Source organism: Nocardia sp. NPDC047648, assembly GCF_040642815.1.
In the GTDB taxonomy this organism is placed as follows: domain Bacteria; phylum Actinomycetota; class Actinomycetes; order Mycobacteriales; family Mycobacteriaceae; genus Nocardia; species Nocardia gamkensis.
Genome location: NZ_JBEYSX010000012.1, coordinates 116,999 through 132,011 on the forward strand (window position 1 = coordinate 116,999; position 15,013 = coordinate 132,011).

Here is a 15,013-nt window from a genome sequence, read left to right on the forward strand (position 1 = left end):
ATGACCGCAGGCGCGAGAAGTGCGACCGCCCCCGAGGTGGCCGGTGACGGGCGGCCGTTCGTCGTCGGCATCGGCGGCACGCTGCGGGCGGGTTCGTCGACGGAGCAAGCGCTGCGGCACTGCCTGGCGGCGGTGGAACGCCACGGCGGGCGCACCGCGCTGTTCTGCGGCGAGGAGATCAACCTGCCGATGTACAACCCGCACGACCCGGTCCGCACCGAGCGAGCGACCGCGCTGGTGGAGGCGCTGCGCGGCGCGGACGCGGTGGTGATCGGCTCGCCCGGCTACCACGGCGGCGTCTCCGGCCTGGTGAAGAACGCCCTCGACTACATCGAGGATCTGCGCGGGGACGCGACGGTGTACCTGGACAACAAACCGTGGGGCTGCATCACCTGCGCCTACGGCTGGCAGGCCGCCGTGGGAACGCTCGGACAGTTGCGGGTGATCGGTCACGCGTTGCGCGCGTGGCCGACTCCGCTCGGCGTCGCGATCAATTCCGCGGAGCCGATCTGGGATGCCGAGGGCAGGCTGACCGACGAGACGGTCAGCGCTCAGCTCGAGCTGCTCGCCACGCAGGTGCTGACCTTCGCCCCGGCTGGCGGGGCCCGCGCATGACGACCTCGCCCCGGCAGGCGGCCCGGGCCAGGGTGGCCCAGGCGACGGCCGCCCTCCGAGACGGGCGGATGATCCTCGTCCTCGGCGAGGCGGACGGTGGGTGCCGGGGCGATCTGGTGATGGCGGCGCAACGCATGACAGCCGAAGCGGCCAAGGCCATGACCACCATCGGATGCGGGCTCATCCACGTATCGATGCGCTCGGCGGCGCTGGACGCGCTCGGGATACCGCCTGCCGATCCGACCTCCACCGGGCCGGGCCGCGAGCTGTTCCGGGTGTCGGTGGGCCTGGCCGGAACCGAGGCGGGCGGCGTCCGTGCCTCCCACCGCGCCCACACGATTCGCGCGCTCGCCGACCCGGCGAGCACACCGAGCACGTTCACCCGGCCCGGACACGTCTTCCCGCTCGGCTGCGCCGCCGATGGTGTGCTGTCGGTGCCCGCGTCCCCGGAGGCCGCGGTCGACTTGGCCGAGCTGGCCGGAATGGCGCCCGTGGGCGTGCTGTGCGAGGTCTGCGGCGCCGACGGGGAACAGGCCGGGCGGATCGAACTGCTCGACCTCGGTCGCGAACACGGGTTGCCGGTGGTGTCGATCGATGACCTGGTCGCCTACCGCCGCCGCGAGCTGTGCCGGGTGCGCCGACGCGGCGTCGCTCGGATTCCGCTGCCGATGGGGGAGTTCCGTGCGATCGGATTCACCGACGGACTGGATCGCGAACACGTCGCGTTCGTGCACGGCGATCCGACGGCGGACCTCGCGCCGCTGGTATGCCTGCGCTTCGAATGCCTCGCCGGTGACGTCTTCGGCTCCCGGCACTGCGGATGCCGGGCCGAACTCGATCACGCACTGGATCGCATCGCGCGGTCCGGCAGCGGCGTGCTCGTCTACATCCGCGCGCGCAGCACCGCCGTGCGGGATACCTTGCGCGCTTGCCGCCCGGATGCCGAAAACCGGTGTTCGCAGGCGCATTCCGCCGACCACAGCGACGTCCGATCGGCCTTCGACATTCTCGAGGAACTCGGGTTGCGCGAAGTCCGGTTGCTCGGCGATGCGGTCGACACCGCCGCCGAACCGGAGCAGGTGCGCATCGTCGAACGAATTCCGTTGTCGGACGGCCACCGAGGCGCCATGACTCTCGCGCCGCCGCACATCGACCGGATAGGAAGCGTCTCGTGATCGCGCAGCGCAGAACCGTCGTGGTGGACGGCTGCACAACCGCCTACCTGGAAGCGGGAGTGGGCGAACCGGTGGTGCTGCTGCACGGCGGCGAGTTCGGCGCCTGCGCGGAACTGGGCTGGGAGCACACCATCGACGCCCTCGCCGCGCGCTACCGGGTGCTCGCCCCGGACATGCTCGGCTTCGGCGGGTCGACGAAAGTGATCGACTTCAACGACGGCCGCGGTCTGCGGATCCGGCACATCGCACGCTTCCTCGCGATCCTCGGCGTCGAGTCGGCGCACTTCGTCGGCAATTCCATGGGCGCGATCAACCTGCTGGTCGACGCGACCGCGACGGCGCCGAAGCTCCCGATGCGCAGCCTGGTGGCGATCTGCGGGGGCGGGGAGATCCAGCGCAACGAGCACATGCGAGCGCTCTACGACTACGACGCCACGCTGTCCGGGATGCGAGCCATCGTCCGGGCGCTGTTCCACGCGGAGTCGTACCCGGCCGACGAGGACTATGTGCGCAGACGATACGAATCGAGCATCGCCCCCGGTGCGTGGGAGGCGTTGGCGGCCGCGCGGTTTCGCCGTCCGGGGGCGCAGGCGCCGCCCGCCCCGTCGAGTGAGCGGGCCTACGAGCGCATCCGCGTGCCCGTCCTCCTCGTCGAGGGCGCCTGCGACAAGTTGCTGCCCGCGGGCTGGTCGGCGGACATCGCCGCGCGCATCCCGGACGGACGTTCCGTCGCCGTGGCGAATGCGGGGCACTGTCCCCAGATCGAGCAGCCCGAGGTCGTCAACGACCTGCTGCCGGCATTCCTCGGTGAGCTGACGAAAGGAAATATGGCATGACCGACGAATTGGCGGGCAAGGTCGCCGTCGTCACCGGCGGCGCGTCGGGTATCGGCAGTGCGATCGTGGCGCGGTTCGTCGCCGAAGGCGCCCGCGTCGTGGTCGCCGACGTCGATTCCGAACGCGGCGCGGCGTCGGTGGCCGGCTACGGCGCGGCGGCGATCTTCGAGCAGATCGACGTCGCCGATCCGGCGCAGGTCGAGCGGCTCGTGGACCGCGCGGTGCGGACCTTCGGCGGACTGGACGTGATGTGCAACAACGCGGGCATCTCCGGCACGATGCACAGGAGCCTGCTGCACGACGATCTCGCCGACTTCCACCGGGTGCTCGGCGTGAACCTGCTCGGCGTCATGGCGGGCACCCGCTTCGCGGCCCGGCATATGGCCGACAACGGCGGCGGCTCGATCGTCAACGTGTCCTCGGTCGGCGGCATCCAGGCCGGCGGGGGAGTGCAGAGCTACCGGGCGTCCAAGGCGGCGGTCGTGCACTTCACCAAATCGGCGGCGATCGAGCTGGCGCAGTTCGGCATTCGCGTCAACTGCATCGCGCCCGGCAATATACCGACTTCGCTGCTCGCCTCCTCGGCGGCGACGATGTCGGCCGAGCACGGCGAGCGGTTCACCAAGGCGATGCGCGAGTCCATGCAGGCCGACCGACCGCTGCCGCGCGAGGGCACGCCCGAGGATGTCGCGGAGGTCGCTGTGTATTTCGGCAGCGACCGATCGGGGTACGTCACCGGCACGATGTTGCCGGTGGACGGCGGCACGGTCGCGGGTAAACCCCTGAAACCGCGCAAGAAGCCGGCGGAGCAGTCCGTCGCGGCGGGCCCGCGATGACCCGCCGCACCGGAGTCCTCGTCGTCGGAGCCTCGGCCGCGGGCCTGGCCACCGTGGAGGCGCTGCGGCGAGGCGGGTACCGCGACCGCATCACATTGCTGGGCGCCGAGCCGCACCTGCCCTACGATCGCCCGCCGCTGTCCAAGCAGATCCTCTCCGGCGCCTGGCGGCCCGAGCGCACTCTCCTGCGTGCGCCGCGCCTGCTGGCCGAACTCGACATCGACGTCGTCCTCGGTTCGCCTGCCCTCGCCCTGGACGCCGCCACCCGCACCGTGCACACGGCGACCGGCGCGGTGACGGCCGAGAACATCGTGATCGCCACCGGAGCGCGACCGCGAAGGCTGCCCGCGCCGCCCGGCCTACGCGGCGTCCACGTACTGCGCACGCTCGACGACGCGCTCACGCTGCGCGACGACCTGGCGGCCCGTGCGCGTGTGGTCGTGGTGGGCGAGGGTGTGCTCGGCGCGGAAATCGCCGCCACCGCACGGCAATCCGGCCACGACGTCACGATGACGGGTCCGCAGCGCGCCCCGATGGCGGCGCAGCTCGGCGTTCCGGCGGCGGACCTGCTCGCCGATCTGCACACCGGCAACGGAGTCCGCCTGCGGCTCGGCGTCGGCGTCTCCGGTCTCACCGACCGCGACGGCGAAGTCACCGGCGTCGTCCTGGAGACGTCCGAGACGTTGCCCGCGGACCTGGTGGTGGTCGCGATCGGGGCGGTGCCCGCCACCGAATGGCTGGTCGGCAGCGGGCTTTCCCTCGCCGACGGTGTGGTCTGCGATGCGTGCTGCCGCGCCGCCGACGGGATTTACGCCGTCGGCGACGTCGCCCGGTGGCACCATCCCGCACTGCGGACGACCCTCCGGTTGGAGAACCGCACCAACGCGACCGAACAAGCAGGGGTGGTCGCGGCGAACATCCTCGGCGCCGGGCGGGCGTATCAGCCGATTCCGTACTTCTGGAGCGATCAATTCGGCACCAAGATCCAGGTGTACGGGACGATCACGGCCGACGCGCCGGCCACCATCGTCGACGGCGACCCGGACGACGGCCGATTCGTCGCGCGCTTCGAGCGAGGCGGGGGCGTCACCGCGGTGCTGGGCTGGAACATGCCCAAGCAGGCCAGGATCCAGCGGCAGCAGGTGGCCGACGCGCATGCCCTGCTCGCCTCGCCCCCGACCCCCGCTCACTCCCCGTAGGAAAGAAGGTCCCGATGAAAGTGACTGTCGATCAAGTCAAATGCGTCGCGGCCGGGCATTGCGTCATGCACGCGGCCGACGTGTTCGATCAGCGCGACGAGGACGGCATCGTCGTCCTGCTCGACGAGAACCCGCCGGACGAACTCGCCGAGGATGTGCGCCAGGCCGCGGCGGTCTGCCCGGCCATGGCCATCCACATCGAGGAATGAACCGGCATCCCGCGGTTCTCCCGCACCCGATCACTCAGGAGTGAACAGTGTCCGAAGCATTGACCGATACGACCACCGCCGCCACTGAGGTCCCCGACTATCCCATGCCCAGGTCGGCCGGATGCCCGTTCGCCCCGCCGCCCGAGGCGTTGCGGCTGGGCCGGGGCAAGCCGCTCAACCGCGTCCGCATCTGGGACGGCAGCACCCCCTGGCTGGTCACCGGATATGCCGAATTCAAGACCTTGATGTCGGATCCGAGGGTCAGCGTGGACGATCATCGGCCCGGCTTCCCGCACTGGAACGAGGGCATGGCGGCGATCGTGGACAGCAGGCCGAAGTCGCTGTTCACCACCGACGGCGAGGAGCACAGCCGGTACCGGCGGATGCTCACCAAGCCGTTCACCTTCAAGCGGGTGGAAGCGCTGCGGCCGGTCATCGAGCAGATCACCGACGAGCACATCGACCGGCTGCTGGCCGGGCCGCAACCCGCCGACCTGGTCGAGGCGCTGGCGCTGCCGGTGCCGACGCTGATGATCAGCGAGATGCTCGGCGTGCCCTACGAGGACCACGAGTTCTTCCAGAAGCACGCCACCGTCAACGTCGACCGGTACGCGACCAAGGAGCAGGCCGCCGAGGGGCGCGCGGGGCTGGCGCGGTATCTGGTCGACCTGGTGAAGAAGAAGCTGGAAAGCCCCGCCGAGGATGTGGTGTCCGATATCGCGGAGCGGGTGCGCGCCGGGGAGATCGATATGAAGGAGGCCGCCCAACTGGGGACCGGCCTGCTGATCGCGGGCCACGAGACGAGCGCCAACATGATCTCGCTCGGAGCCCTGGCCCTGATGCGCAACCCCGATCAGTTCGCCCTGTTGCGCGATACCGACGATCCGAAGATCGTCGTCAACGCGGTCGAGGAGCTGTTGCGGTACCTCAGCATCATCCAGAACGGACAGCGGCGCGTCGCGATCGAGGACATCGAGATCGCGGGGGAGACCGTCCGGGCCGGAGACGGCCTGATCTTCGACCTCGCGCCGGCCAACTGGGACGAAAAGGCATGGGAGCAGCCGGATCGGCTGGATCTGCGCAGGCCCGCCGGTCAGCACCTCGGGTTCGGCTTCGGCCCGCACCAGTGCGTCGGACAGCAGCTCGCCCGGGCCGAACTGCAGATCGTCTTCCGGACGCTGGTCCGGCGCATTCCCACGCTGCGCTTGGCGATTCCGTTCGAGGAAGTCCAGTTCAAGCACGACCGGCTCGCCTACGGGTTGTACGAGCTGCCGGTGAGCTGGTAGGGCGTCGAGCCGAATGCGCTCGGCCGCAAGGTTTCCTGACGGGCCACTGAGAATTTCAATCTCCAAGAAAGAGAAGAGGCGAACCCCTGTGACCACAAGCGCGGCCAGCGACGTCTACTACGACCCGTACGACGTCGATCTCAATGCCGATCCCTATCCGATGTTCAAACGGCTCCGCGAGGACATGCCGCTGTACTACAACGAGAAGCACGACTTCTACGCGGTCAGTCGCCACGCGGATGTCAACGCGGCGTTGCTGGACAAGGACACCTACAGCTCCGCGCGCGGTGCGATCATCGAACTGATCAAAGCGAACATCGAGATTCCCTCCGGCGTGCTGATCTTCGAGGATCCGCCGATCCACGACATCCACCGCAGCCTGCTGTCGCGCATGTTCACCCCGCGCAAGATCCGCGCGCTGGAGGACAAGATCCGTGAGTTCTGCGCGCGCAGTCTCGATCCGCACGTCGGTACCGGACGACTGGACTTCATCGCCGACATCGGCGCGCAGATGCCGATGCGCACCATCGGCATGCTGCTCGGCATCCCGGAGGAGGATCAGGAGGCCATCCGCGATTTCGCGAACGAGCAGATGCGGACCGAGGAGGGCAAGCCGATGAAGGCCGCCTCCGAGGGCATGGCCGGCGGCGACATCTTCGCCGCCTACATCGACTGGCGGGCCGAGCATCCCTCCGACGACATCATGACCGAGCTGCTCAACGTGGAGTTCGAGGACGAGACCGGCGCCGTGCGCAAGCTGCGCCGCGAGGAGTTGCTCACGTACGTGAACGTGGTCTCCGGCGCGGGCAACGAGACAACGACCCGGCTGATCGGCTGGGCGGGCAAGGTTCTCGCGGAGCATCCGGACCAGCGCCGCGAGCTCGTGGCGAACCCGCGGTTGATTCCGAACGCCATCGAAGAGCTGCTGCGCTTCGAACCACCCGCGCCGCATGTGGCGCGGTATGTGACCCGCGATGTCGAAGTGCACGGCCGGACCGTGCCGGAGGGCAGCGCCATGATGATGCTCATCGGCGCCGCCAACCGGGATCACCGGCAATTCCCGCCGGACGGCGATGTTTTCGACATCCACCGCGACACCCGCCAGCACCTCTCCTTCAGTGTCGGCACGCACTACTGCCTCGGATCGGCGCTGGCTCGCCTGGAGGGACGGATCGCGCTCGAGGAGATCCTCGCGCGATTCCCCGAGTGGGAGGTGGACCTGGCGAACGCGAAGCTGTCGCCCACCTCGACCGTCCGCGGCTGGGAAACGTTGCCCGCGTTAACCTCCTGAACCGGTTCCGGTGCCGCGCGTGGCGGATGCGGGTGCACCCACAGGGATTCCGCGGGCGCCCGGGTGATGGAGGGGAGACCCGGACCGAAGATCAGCGAGCCGGCCGCGGCGGCCGCGGGACTCGGGTTCGCTGCCGCGGTACCGGTTCCGGCTCGCAGTCGGTGATGCCGCACGCCGCGCACAGCCGCATCGCGACGATGGGTGTCATCCGCGCCGCATTCACCGCGCGACGGCGGGAAAGCCTCCGATGACGCCGTCGGCCTCCAGCGCGCGGATCTCCGTCTCGCTCAGGCCGAGGGCGGTGAGCAGTTCCGTGTTGTGCTCGCCGAGCAGGGGCGCGTGCGTCCGGTGGTAGCGCCGCGGACCGGCCGAGGACCGGAACGGCACCGTGCTGTGTCCGGCCGTCTGGGCGACGGGGTGGGCGACCGGCTCGAAGAACTCACGGAATCGCAGCTGGGGCAGTTCGGTCTGACGATGCGGCTGCATGACCTTCGCGACCGGGACACCGGCATTCCAGAGGACGCGGACGATCTCGTCGCTGTCGCGCTGCGCGCACCATTCGGCGAGCCGCTCGTCGATCAGGTCGTGCCTGCGGCGGCGCCCCGGTGCGGAGGAGAGTTCGGGATCCAAGGCCCAGAACGGGGTGCCGAGCGCTTCGCGCAATCGCCGCCACTGCGCGTCGGTGGCGACCGCGATCGCCACCCAGCAATCCTCCCGGCCGAATTCGTCCATTCCCGCCGCTCGATAGAGGTTCTGTGGCGCCGCGCAGGGGCCGCGGTTGCCGTCCCGCTCCAGCAGCGCGCCGTAGGCGGAGTATTCGATCACTTGCTCGGCGGCCACGTTGAGCGCGGCCTCGACCATAGCGGCCTCCACCAGCACTCCCTGACCGGTGCGCCGCCGGTGTTCCAAGGCCAGCAGCAGGGCGTTGAGCGCGTGCACGCCCGCATTGGGATCACCGATGGAGTAGGGCTCCACGGGGTTCTGGTCCGGGTAACCGGTCAGCCAGGTCAAGCCGGATGTGTCCTCGATGACGTACGCGAAGGCGGGGTTGTCGCGCCAGGGACCGTCGAGGCCGAATCCCGGCATCCGGACCATGATCGTGTCCGGGCGCCGTTCCCGCACGGCCGGGTAGTCCAGGCCGATCTGTTCCAGGACGCGCGGCGTGTAGTTCTCGACGATCACATCGCATGTGGCGGCCAGCCGCTTCAGCAGATCCCGCCCTCGCTCGGAACGGAAGTCCAGCGTGAGGCTCTTCTTGCCGGTGTTGAGTCCGGAGAAGATCGGGGACTTCTCCCACCATTGATCTTCGGTCGGCGGCACGCCCGCGATGAGGCGGGTGCCGTCGGGTCGCCCGGCCGACTCCACATGGATGACCTCCGCGCCGAGCATGGCGAGGAAGTGGGTGCACGACGGTCCTGCCCAGAACGTCGTGAGGTCCAGGACGCGAAGTTCACGGAACGGCAACGGATCCGGCACGCCGACACGGGCTGTGCTCGCGCGCTCGCGGCGCCGGGCTCGGTACTCCTCGGTGTGTTCACCGAGCCGGGGAGCGGGTTGCGGGTCGCGCAGCAGCGTGGGCCGGGTGCGGTACGGCGGGCCGGGCTGGACGAAGCCGTCCCGGGGGTTGACCGTGAAGAACTTGCGCGCCACATGATGATCCATGGTGGGCGCGTCGGCCCCGTTGACCACGGGACCGTTGGGAATGCGGAAGGCCGTCGCCAGGTCGCGGATCACCTCGGCGGGCTGCTCGGCCATCCAGGCGAAGATCTCCAGTGCTTTCTCGTTGGCCCGCTGGGTGATCGCGGGGTTGGGGTCTTCCTCGATCCACTCCGGATGCCCCACCATCGCGCACAGGTCGAACCACTGCTGCGCGGTGCCGCAGCCCACCGCCACCAGGCCGTCGGCGGCGGTCGCGACCCCGGGCACGCTGCGCCGTCGTTCCGTGCGGAACGGTCGTCCGAGGGCGTCGAAGAACGAGACCGGGAAATAGGTGAGCCCGAGGATCTGGGTTTCCAGCACGGACAGGTCGACTAGTTCGCCGGCGCCGGTTCCGAGCGTGCGCAGCCGCGAGGTCATGGTGGCCGCGCAGGCGTAGGCGCCGGCGAACCACTCACCGATCCGGCCGCCCACGTGCACCGGAGCGCGGTCCGGCGCACCCCGGCCGAGCCCGACGATGCCGCCGGACCAGGCCTGCAGGGTGAACTCGGTGGCCGGGCGATCGTGCCACGGCCCGTCGAGACCGAAGGGGGTGATCGCGGTGACCACGAGGTGCCGGTGCGTGCGCCGCAGCGCGGCGGCGGTGAACCGCGGATGCTCGGTGAGCCGCGACCCCGGCGACCACACCACGATGTCGGCCGAGGCCAGCAGACCGTCGACGAGTTCCAGGTCGGCGGGCGCGCCCGGGTCGGCCACCACACTCTTCTTCGAACAGGCCAGGAAAGCGAACAGCGCGCCGTCGGAGCCGGGGGCGAGTTCGGTGTGCGAGGCCGACCAGCGCCGTAGCGGATTCCCCTCCGGCGCTTCGATTGTGACCACCTCCGCGCCGCCGTCGGCCAGTATTTTGGTGCAATACGCACCGGCGATCCCGCAGGAGAGGTCGACCACCACGCATCCGCGCAACGGCGGCTCGACGGGGCGTTCGGCGCTGCTTGCGGATTCCTTCGATGCCATGACCCTCACCGTTCCGATCCCCGGCGCGCGGCGGACTCAGACCTGCTTCTCGCGGCCCGACTTGCTGAGCCGGAACTCCGGCGGGAACTGCGCGTCGTTGTCCTTGACCGAGTTGTTGAGCCCGCCGTCGAAGGCGTTGTCCAGCATGAGTTCGTCGTCGTCGGCGTGGATGTGGCCGCCCATCGACTCGAAGAACCCGCTCAGCAAGCTGCCCATGTACTCGCCTTGGTGCTGCTTCATCACCTCGAAGAAGACCTTCTGCATGAAGACCGTGTCGGTGGGCCGGTTGCGCGCACAGGCCCGCGCGTACTTCTCGGTCTCGGCCTCGAGCTCCGCGCGGGGCACGACCTTGTTCAGGAAGTTGCACTCGTACATCTCCCGCGCCGTGAACGCCCGGCCGGTGAAGACCATCTCCTGGAACCGGCGCAGGCCCATGGTCTGCGCCCACGTCCACATCCGCGGTCCCCAGCCGTAGTACCGGAAGGACGGATGACCGAAGAGGGCGTCGTCGGAGGAGATCACCAGGTCGGCGTCGGCGGCCTGGTAGAAGTGCCAGCCGTAGCAGTAGCCCTTCACCTCCAGGATGCTGATCTTCTTGAACTCCTGCAGGCTGCGGCAACCGGCTTGGGCATTGGCGTACCACTGGCTGATCGTGGCGCCGTGCCGGAAGGACTCCTTGGGGGGATACCGCACCTCGTCCTCGCCGATCTTGTACTCGCTCAACCGCGGACCCTGGGTCGGCGCGTTCTGCACCGCCATGAACTCGGGGAGGTCGGCTCCGGTGCCCAGATCGTCGCCCGCGCCGCGCACGACGAGCACCTTCACCTCGTCGTCGACGTTCGCGCGGTGCAACAGGTCGGCGTAGCGCAGGCGCGCCGCGATGGTGGGCGCGTTGAGATGGTCGGGCCGGTCGAACGTGATGGTCGCGATCCGGGTCTCCGGGTCCTTCTCGTAGCGGATGATCTCCTCCGCCGAGGGCTGCTCGGTACCGGGCATGGGCGGGCTCCTTTGCCGAAGTCGAAATGTGTCCGGAACCTCGTGCCGGACACGGTTGTTCGGTGCTCCGGCGGTTCCGGAGCGCCGAACCCTAGTGCTCCCAGTGCGGAGCGACGGTGAGCACCTCGGCGCCGTCCTCGGTGATCAGCACCGCGTCGCGTCCGAACACCGCCCCGACACCCGATTCCCACACATACGCGGTGACGGCCAGCACCATGCCCGGTTCCAGGCGCTCGGCCTCGGCGCTCGCCCGCAGCTGGGAGGTCACCACCGGCGGATCGAAACCCATGCCGAGTCCACGCGCCACCGGCATCGGCGGCAGCGGTTCGCCCGCGGTCTCGTAGGCGGCGAGCAGATCGGTGCCCGCCGATCCGGGACGGCAGGCCTCGATCAGGCGCGCCCACAATCCGTCCCAGCGCCGGTACAGCTTGCGGACGTCGTCGCCGCCTTCGCCGCCGACCGGCCAGGTGCGGCCCACCTCGCCGATGTAGCCCTCACCGAGGACACCGGAGGAGAAGGCCACCAGATCGCCCGATCGCACGCGCCGGTCCGCGCCCGCCCGCCGCCACGGGTGCTCCCGTGAGGTCACCCAGGCCGAGTCCTGCGACGCGGGGGTGCTGACGCCGCCTGCGGTCATCGCTTCCAGCAGCGCACCGATCAGCGCCTGTTCGGTGACCTCCGGCGCGAGCCGGGCCACCGCCGCGGACAGGCCGGTCTCGGCGATCCGGAGTGTCCCGCGCAGGACCTCCACCTCGTGGGCGGTCTTGATGCGGCGCGCGGCGCGCATCGCGAGCTCACCGTCCACCAATTCGGCGCCGGGGAAGGCGGTCGGCAGCAGTTTCGCGAAGGTGGGTGACAGCGCGTCGGTGCCGACCCGCCGCGCGGTGGCGGCTCCCTCGATGCCGCGCAGCACGGCGATGGTGTTCACCGGGTTCCACGCGATGCCGTACAGGTGCTCGTGCGGGATGTCGTCGGGCACGCCTTCGTCCCAGGTGCTCAGCAGATGCACCGCGCGCGTGCGGCGCACCACCGTCGCCACCGGGCCGAAGGGGCGGGTGCCCGCGACCCACAGTTGCGGTGTGCCCGATACGTAGCGGGCGTTGGCCTGACGTCCGAGAACGAGGACGTCCAGATCATGGGCTTGCATCTGTGCCAGGGCACGATCGCGCCGCCCATGTCGCAGGGCGCGATCGTCCGGCACGACCTCAATGGCCATAGGGGGCATAGGGATAGTCGGTGAGGGCCGTCCAGCCCTCCTCGGTGATCAGGATGATTTCCTCGCTTCGGTAGCCGCCGGTGCCGTCCTCCCAGACGACCGGCTCCAGAACCAGCACCATGTTGGGTTCGAACACGAAGTTCTCGTCGAACTCGTCGCCGAGATCGGTGCCGATCATCGGCATCTCGGCGGCGCTCACGCCGATTCCGTGTCCCAGGTAGAAATGCGGCAGCCACGGCTTGGCGCCGCCGTTGGCGGCGATCGCCGCCCGGGCGAGGTCGGCCGCGGTGGCGCCGGCCCGGGTCACGTCCAGCACCGCCGTGAGGATCTCCCGCCAGCGCTCGAACTGCCGCTGCTGGCGTGCGTCGGGCTCGGTGCCCACCGTCCAGGTGCGGCCGAAATCGGAGCAGTAGCCGCCGTAGGTGATGCTGACATCGGTCCAGAGCACGTCGCCCGCGGCCAGTTCTCGTTCGGTGGTCAGCAGCGGGAGGGCGAGATCACCGTGCGTGGTCCAGACGCCGTCGGCCTTGGTCTCCGGCATGACCTGCCAGATGGCGTCGAGCATGGTGGCGGTGGCGCCCAGCTCGAAGGCCCGGCGCACGAAGCTCGCCGACAGGTCGATCTGCCTGCGCCCGGGCGCCAGCGCCGCCTGTACGTCGACCATGGCCTGCTCGGTGATCCGGCACGCGGTGCGGATGCAGGCGATCTCGTCGGGCGTCTTGATCAGTTTCGCGGCGCCGATCACGGTGGCGGCGTCCGGCGGAGGGCCCCCGGGGAACAGCGTGGACCGCGCGCGCAGCATGGCGCCGGTGCACTCGTCCACCGCGATGGCCGACCCGGCCGGAACGAGATCGTCGATCAGCCGCGCGAAAGCCGCCACGCCTTCGTCGAATTCGAGGTAGACGGGTCCGTGCAGGTGATCGGCGGGAAGATCCGACTCCGCCGACGCTCCTTCCCGAAAGGGCAGGAACAGGTGCGGCCACGGATCGCCCGCCACCACCACGGCGACGGGCCGCTCGACGTGGGCGAGCCCGGCGTCGCCGAGCGGCCAGTTCGCCCCGGTCGAATACACGACGTTGCTGTTGTTCAGCAGGATCAGCGCGTCGACGCCCTGCTCGGCCATGACCGATCGCAGCCGCGCTCCGGTGTCGCGCCGCATGCGGGCGCGATCCGGTACCTCGGGGATCTCGACGGACGAGGTGGCCGTGACGGGGGACGACGTCATGACAGACCCAGGAATTCCGTCACGTTGCCGCTGACGATCCGGGCGGCGTCCTCCGCGCCGACGGCCTGCACGACGGCTTCCAGGGACTTCTCCGAGTAACCGAAGGTGCTCTCGTTGTGCGGGTAGTCCGACGACCACATGACCCGGTCGCGGCCGATGTGGTCGATCAGCGACAGGCCGAGCGGGTCCACCATGAACGACGCGCGCATGTGGTTGTCCCAGTAGTGGCGCACGTCGTGCTCGACCGGACGATCGAGCATGTGCTGGAAGGAGGCCAGCATGTGCTCGGCGTCCTGGATCGCCGAAGGCACCCAGTTCACCCCGCCCTCGAACCAGCCGATGCTGAGACCGGGATGCCGGTCGATGATGCCGCTGAAGATGTACTTGGAGAACAGCTCACGGAACGGGGCGACGTTGTGCATCATGCCGACGGCGACACTGTTCACCTCGCAGGGGCTCGACAGCGGCGACTCACCGATGTGGTGGGAGACCGGCACACCGGACGCCTCGATCGCGTCCCACACCGGGATCATCGCGGTGCTCGCGTAGTCGATGACGTTGCCCTCGTCGTCCTTGCCCGCCGACAGCGGCAGCAGGAAAGTCCTGAGTCCCAGCGACTTCAGTTCCGCGAGGGTGCGGCGCGCGCCGTCGGCGTCCCACCAGTTGATCAGCCCGACGCCGTAGAAGGTGCCGCCGGACTGCTCCTGCAACTCCGCGATGTAGGCGTTGTACACCCGGAAGGAGAGCTCTCGAATCTCCTTGTCCGGGTAGAACAGCAGCGCGAGCAGGGCGTTGGGGAACGCGAGTTCCTTGGCGATGCCGTCGGCGCGCAGATCGGCGATGCGTGCCTCCAGGTTGGCGCTGCCGGATCCGTCCAGCGGGTCGTACTGCATCAGTACGTGGCTGAAGTCGCCGGGCAGGAACGACCTGCCCTTGCGGCCCAGCTGGTAGGCGCCGTCCTCGTACCACACCCGCGGGGCGCGGTCCTTCAGCGATTCCGGGAATCGCTCGTAGAAGATGTCGTGCGCCAGCGAGATGTGGTTGTCCGCCGAGAACACCTCGGTGCCGGGCGGCAGGCCCACCGAGCCCTCGGCGTGGCCGCGGCGATCTTTCGGCGGACCGAATCCGCCGGGCGGGTACAACGAGGCACTGCTGGTCGGAACCGACATCTTGACCCTCCCATGGATCTGTTCGCTGCACGGAACCGCGGTCACGTCGGCGGGGTGGCGAACGCGGACTTCGGCGGCGGCGTGTGGACCGCGGCCGCGGATCCGCCCGGCTTCGGTGGCCGGGCTCGCGACGACCCGCGCGGCGGCGATCCAGCTCGGATCGCTGCGGCTCCGTCGTGGGAATGACGTTATCACAATCAGAGAAGGTGACCTACCCATTCCATTGTTAAGCGGCATGAAATGCGTCTTCAGCAGCGAGAATGTGATTACCGCTCAGTGTGGTGAGAAGG

General features: G+C 69.4%; 13 protein-coding genes. 8 read left to right on the plus strand and 5 right to left on the minus strand.

The genetic code is table 11. From position 1 onward, the window contains the following. The 8 genes from ABZ803_RS24275 (at position 1) to ABZ803_RS24310 (ending at position 7,447) form a co-directional block, all read left to right on the plus strand. The gene (locus ABZ803_RS24275) at positions 1-615 is read left to right on the plus strand and encodes an NAD(P)H-dependent oxidoreductase (protein ID WP_051174726.1); all 615 of its coding nucleotides are present in this window, start codon (positions 1-3) and stop codon (positions 613-615) included. Continuing rightward, positions 612-1,790, plus strand: coding sequence for a 3,4-dihydroxy-2-butanone-4-phosphate synthase (locus ABZ803_RS24280; RefSeq protein ID WP_357042317.1), 1,179 nt, complete (start codon positions 612-614; stop codon positions 1,788-1,790). Before ABZ803_RS24275 ends, ABZ803_RS24280 begins: the two co-directional genes overlap by 4 nt. After that, a complete protein-coding gene (locus ABZ803_RS24285) occupies positions 1,787-2,626 on the plus strand; it encodes an alpha/beta fold hydrolase (protein WP_357042320.1) in 840 nt (279 codons plus the stop codon). The genes ABZ803_RS24280 and ABZ803_RS24285 overlap by 4 nt, the downstream gene beginning before the upstream one ends. Next, positions 2,623-3,462, plus strand: coding sequence for an SDR family oxidoreductase (locus tag ABZ803_RS24290; protein WP_357042323.1), 840 nt, complete (start codon positions 2,623-2,625; stop codon positions 3,460-3,462). The genes ABZ803_RS24285 and ABZ803_RS24290 overlap by 4 nt, the downstream gene beginning before the upstream one ends. Next, the gene (locus ABZ803_RS24295; protein WP_357042326.1) at positions 3,459-4,661 is read left to right on the plus strand and encodes an FAD/NAD(P)-binding oxidoreductase; all 1,203 of its coding nucleotides are present in this window, start codon (positions 3,459-3,461) and stop codon (positions 4,659-4,661) included. Before ABZ803_RS24290 ends, ABZ803_RS24295 begins: the two co-directional genes overlap by 4 nt. A gap of 14 nt (positions 4,662-4,675) precedes the next feature. Beyond that, a complete protein-coding gene (locus ABZ803_RS24300; RefSeq protein ID WP_043701659.1) occupies positions 4,676-4,870 on the plus strand; it encodes a ferredoxin in 195 nt (64 codons plus the stop codon). 47 nt (positions 4,871-4,917) lie between these two features. Next, positions 4,918-6,156 carry a cytochrome P450 gene (locus ABZ803_RS24305; protein ID WP_357042329.1) on the plus strand — a complete coding sequence of 413 codons (1,239 nt, stop codon included), beginning with the start codon at positions 4,918-4,920 and terminating at the stop codon, positions 6,154-6,156. An 88-nt stretch (positions 6,157-6,244) separates the two neighbouring features. Next, positions 6,245-7,447: a cytochrome P450 gene (locus ABZ803_RS24310; protein ID WP_357042332.1), complete on the plus strand. Its 1,203-nt coding sequence runs from the start codon at positions 6,245-6,247 to the stop codon at positions 7,445-7,447. A 219-nt stretch (positions 7,448-7,666) separates the two neighbouring features. Here the strand turns inward: ABZ803_RS24310 and ABZ803_RS24315 are convergent, their stop codons facing one another. From ABZ803_RS24315 to ABZ803_RS24335, 5 genes are all read right to left on the minus strand, one after another. Next, positions 7,667-10,117: a CoA transferase gene (locus tag ABZ803_RS24315; RefSeq protein WP_357042335.1), complete on the minus strand. Its 2,451-nt coding sequence runs from the start codon at positions 10,115-10,117 to the stop codon at positions 7,667-7,669. Positions 10,118-10,153: 36 nt separating this feature from the next. After that, positions 10,154-11,113, minus strand: a complete 960-nt coding sequence (locus ABZ803_RS24320) for an enoyl-CoA hydratase/isomerase family protein (protein ID WP_357042337.1) — start codon at positions 11,111-11,113, stop codon at positions 10,154-10,156. A 91-nt stretch (positions 11,114-11,204) separates the two neighbouring features. Beyond that, positions 11,205-12,329, minus strand: a complete 1,125-nt coding sequence (locus tag ABZ803_RS24325) for a M24 family metallopeptidase (RefSeq protein ID WP_357042340.1) — start codon at positions 12,327-12,329, stop codon at positions 11,205-11,207. Next, positions 12,319-13,554 (minus strand): Xaa-Pro peptidase family protein, encoded by a 1,236-nt coding sequence (locus ABZ803_RS24330; RefSeq protein WP_357042343.1) that lies wholly within the window; start codon positions 13,552-13,554, stop codon positions 12,319-12,321. The genes ABZ803_RS24325 and ABZ803_RS24330 overlap by 11 nt, the downstream gene beginning before the upstream one ends. Beyond that, positions 13,551-14,723, minus strand: a complete 1,173-nt coding sequence (locus tag ABZ803_RS24335; RefSeq protein WP_357042346.1) for an amidohydrolase family protein — start codon at positions 14,721-14,723, stop codon at positions 13,551-13,553. The genes ABZ803_RS24330 and ABZ803_RS24335 overlap by 4 nt, the downstream gene beginning before the upstream one ends. Positions 14,724-15,013 lie beyond the last annotated feature (290 nt).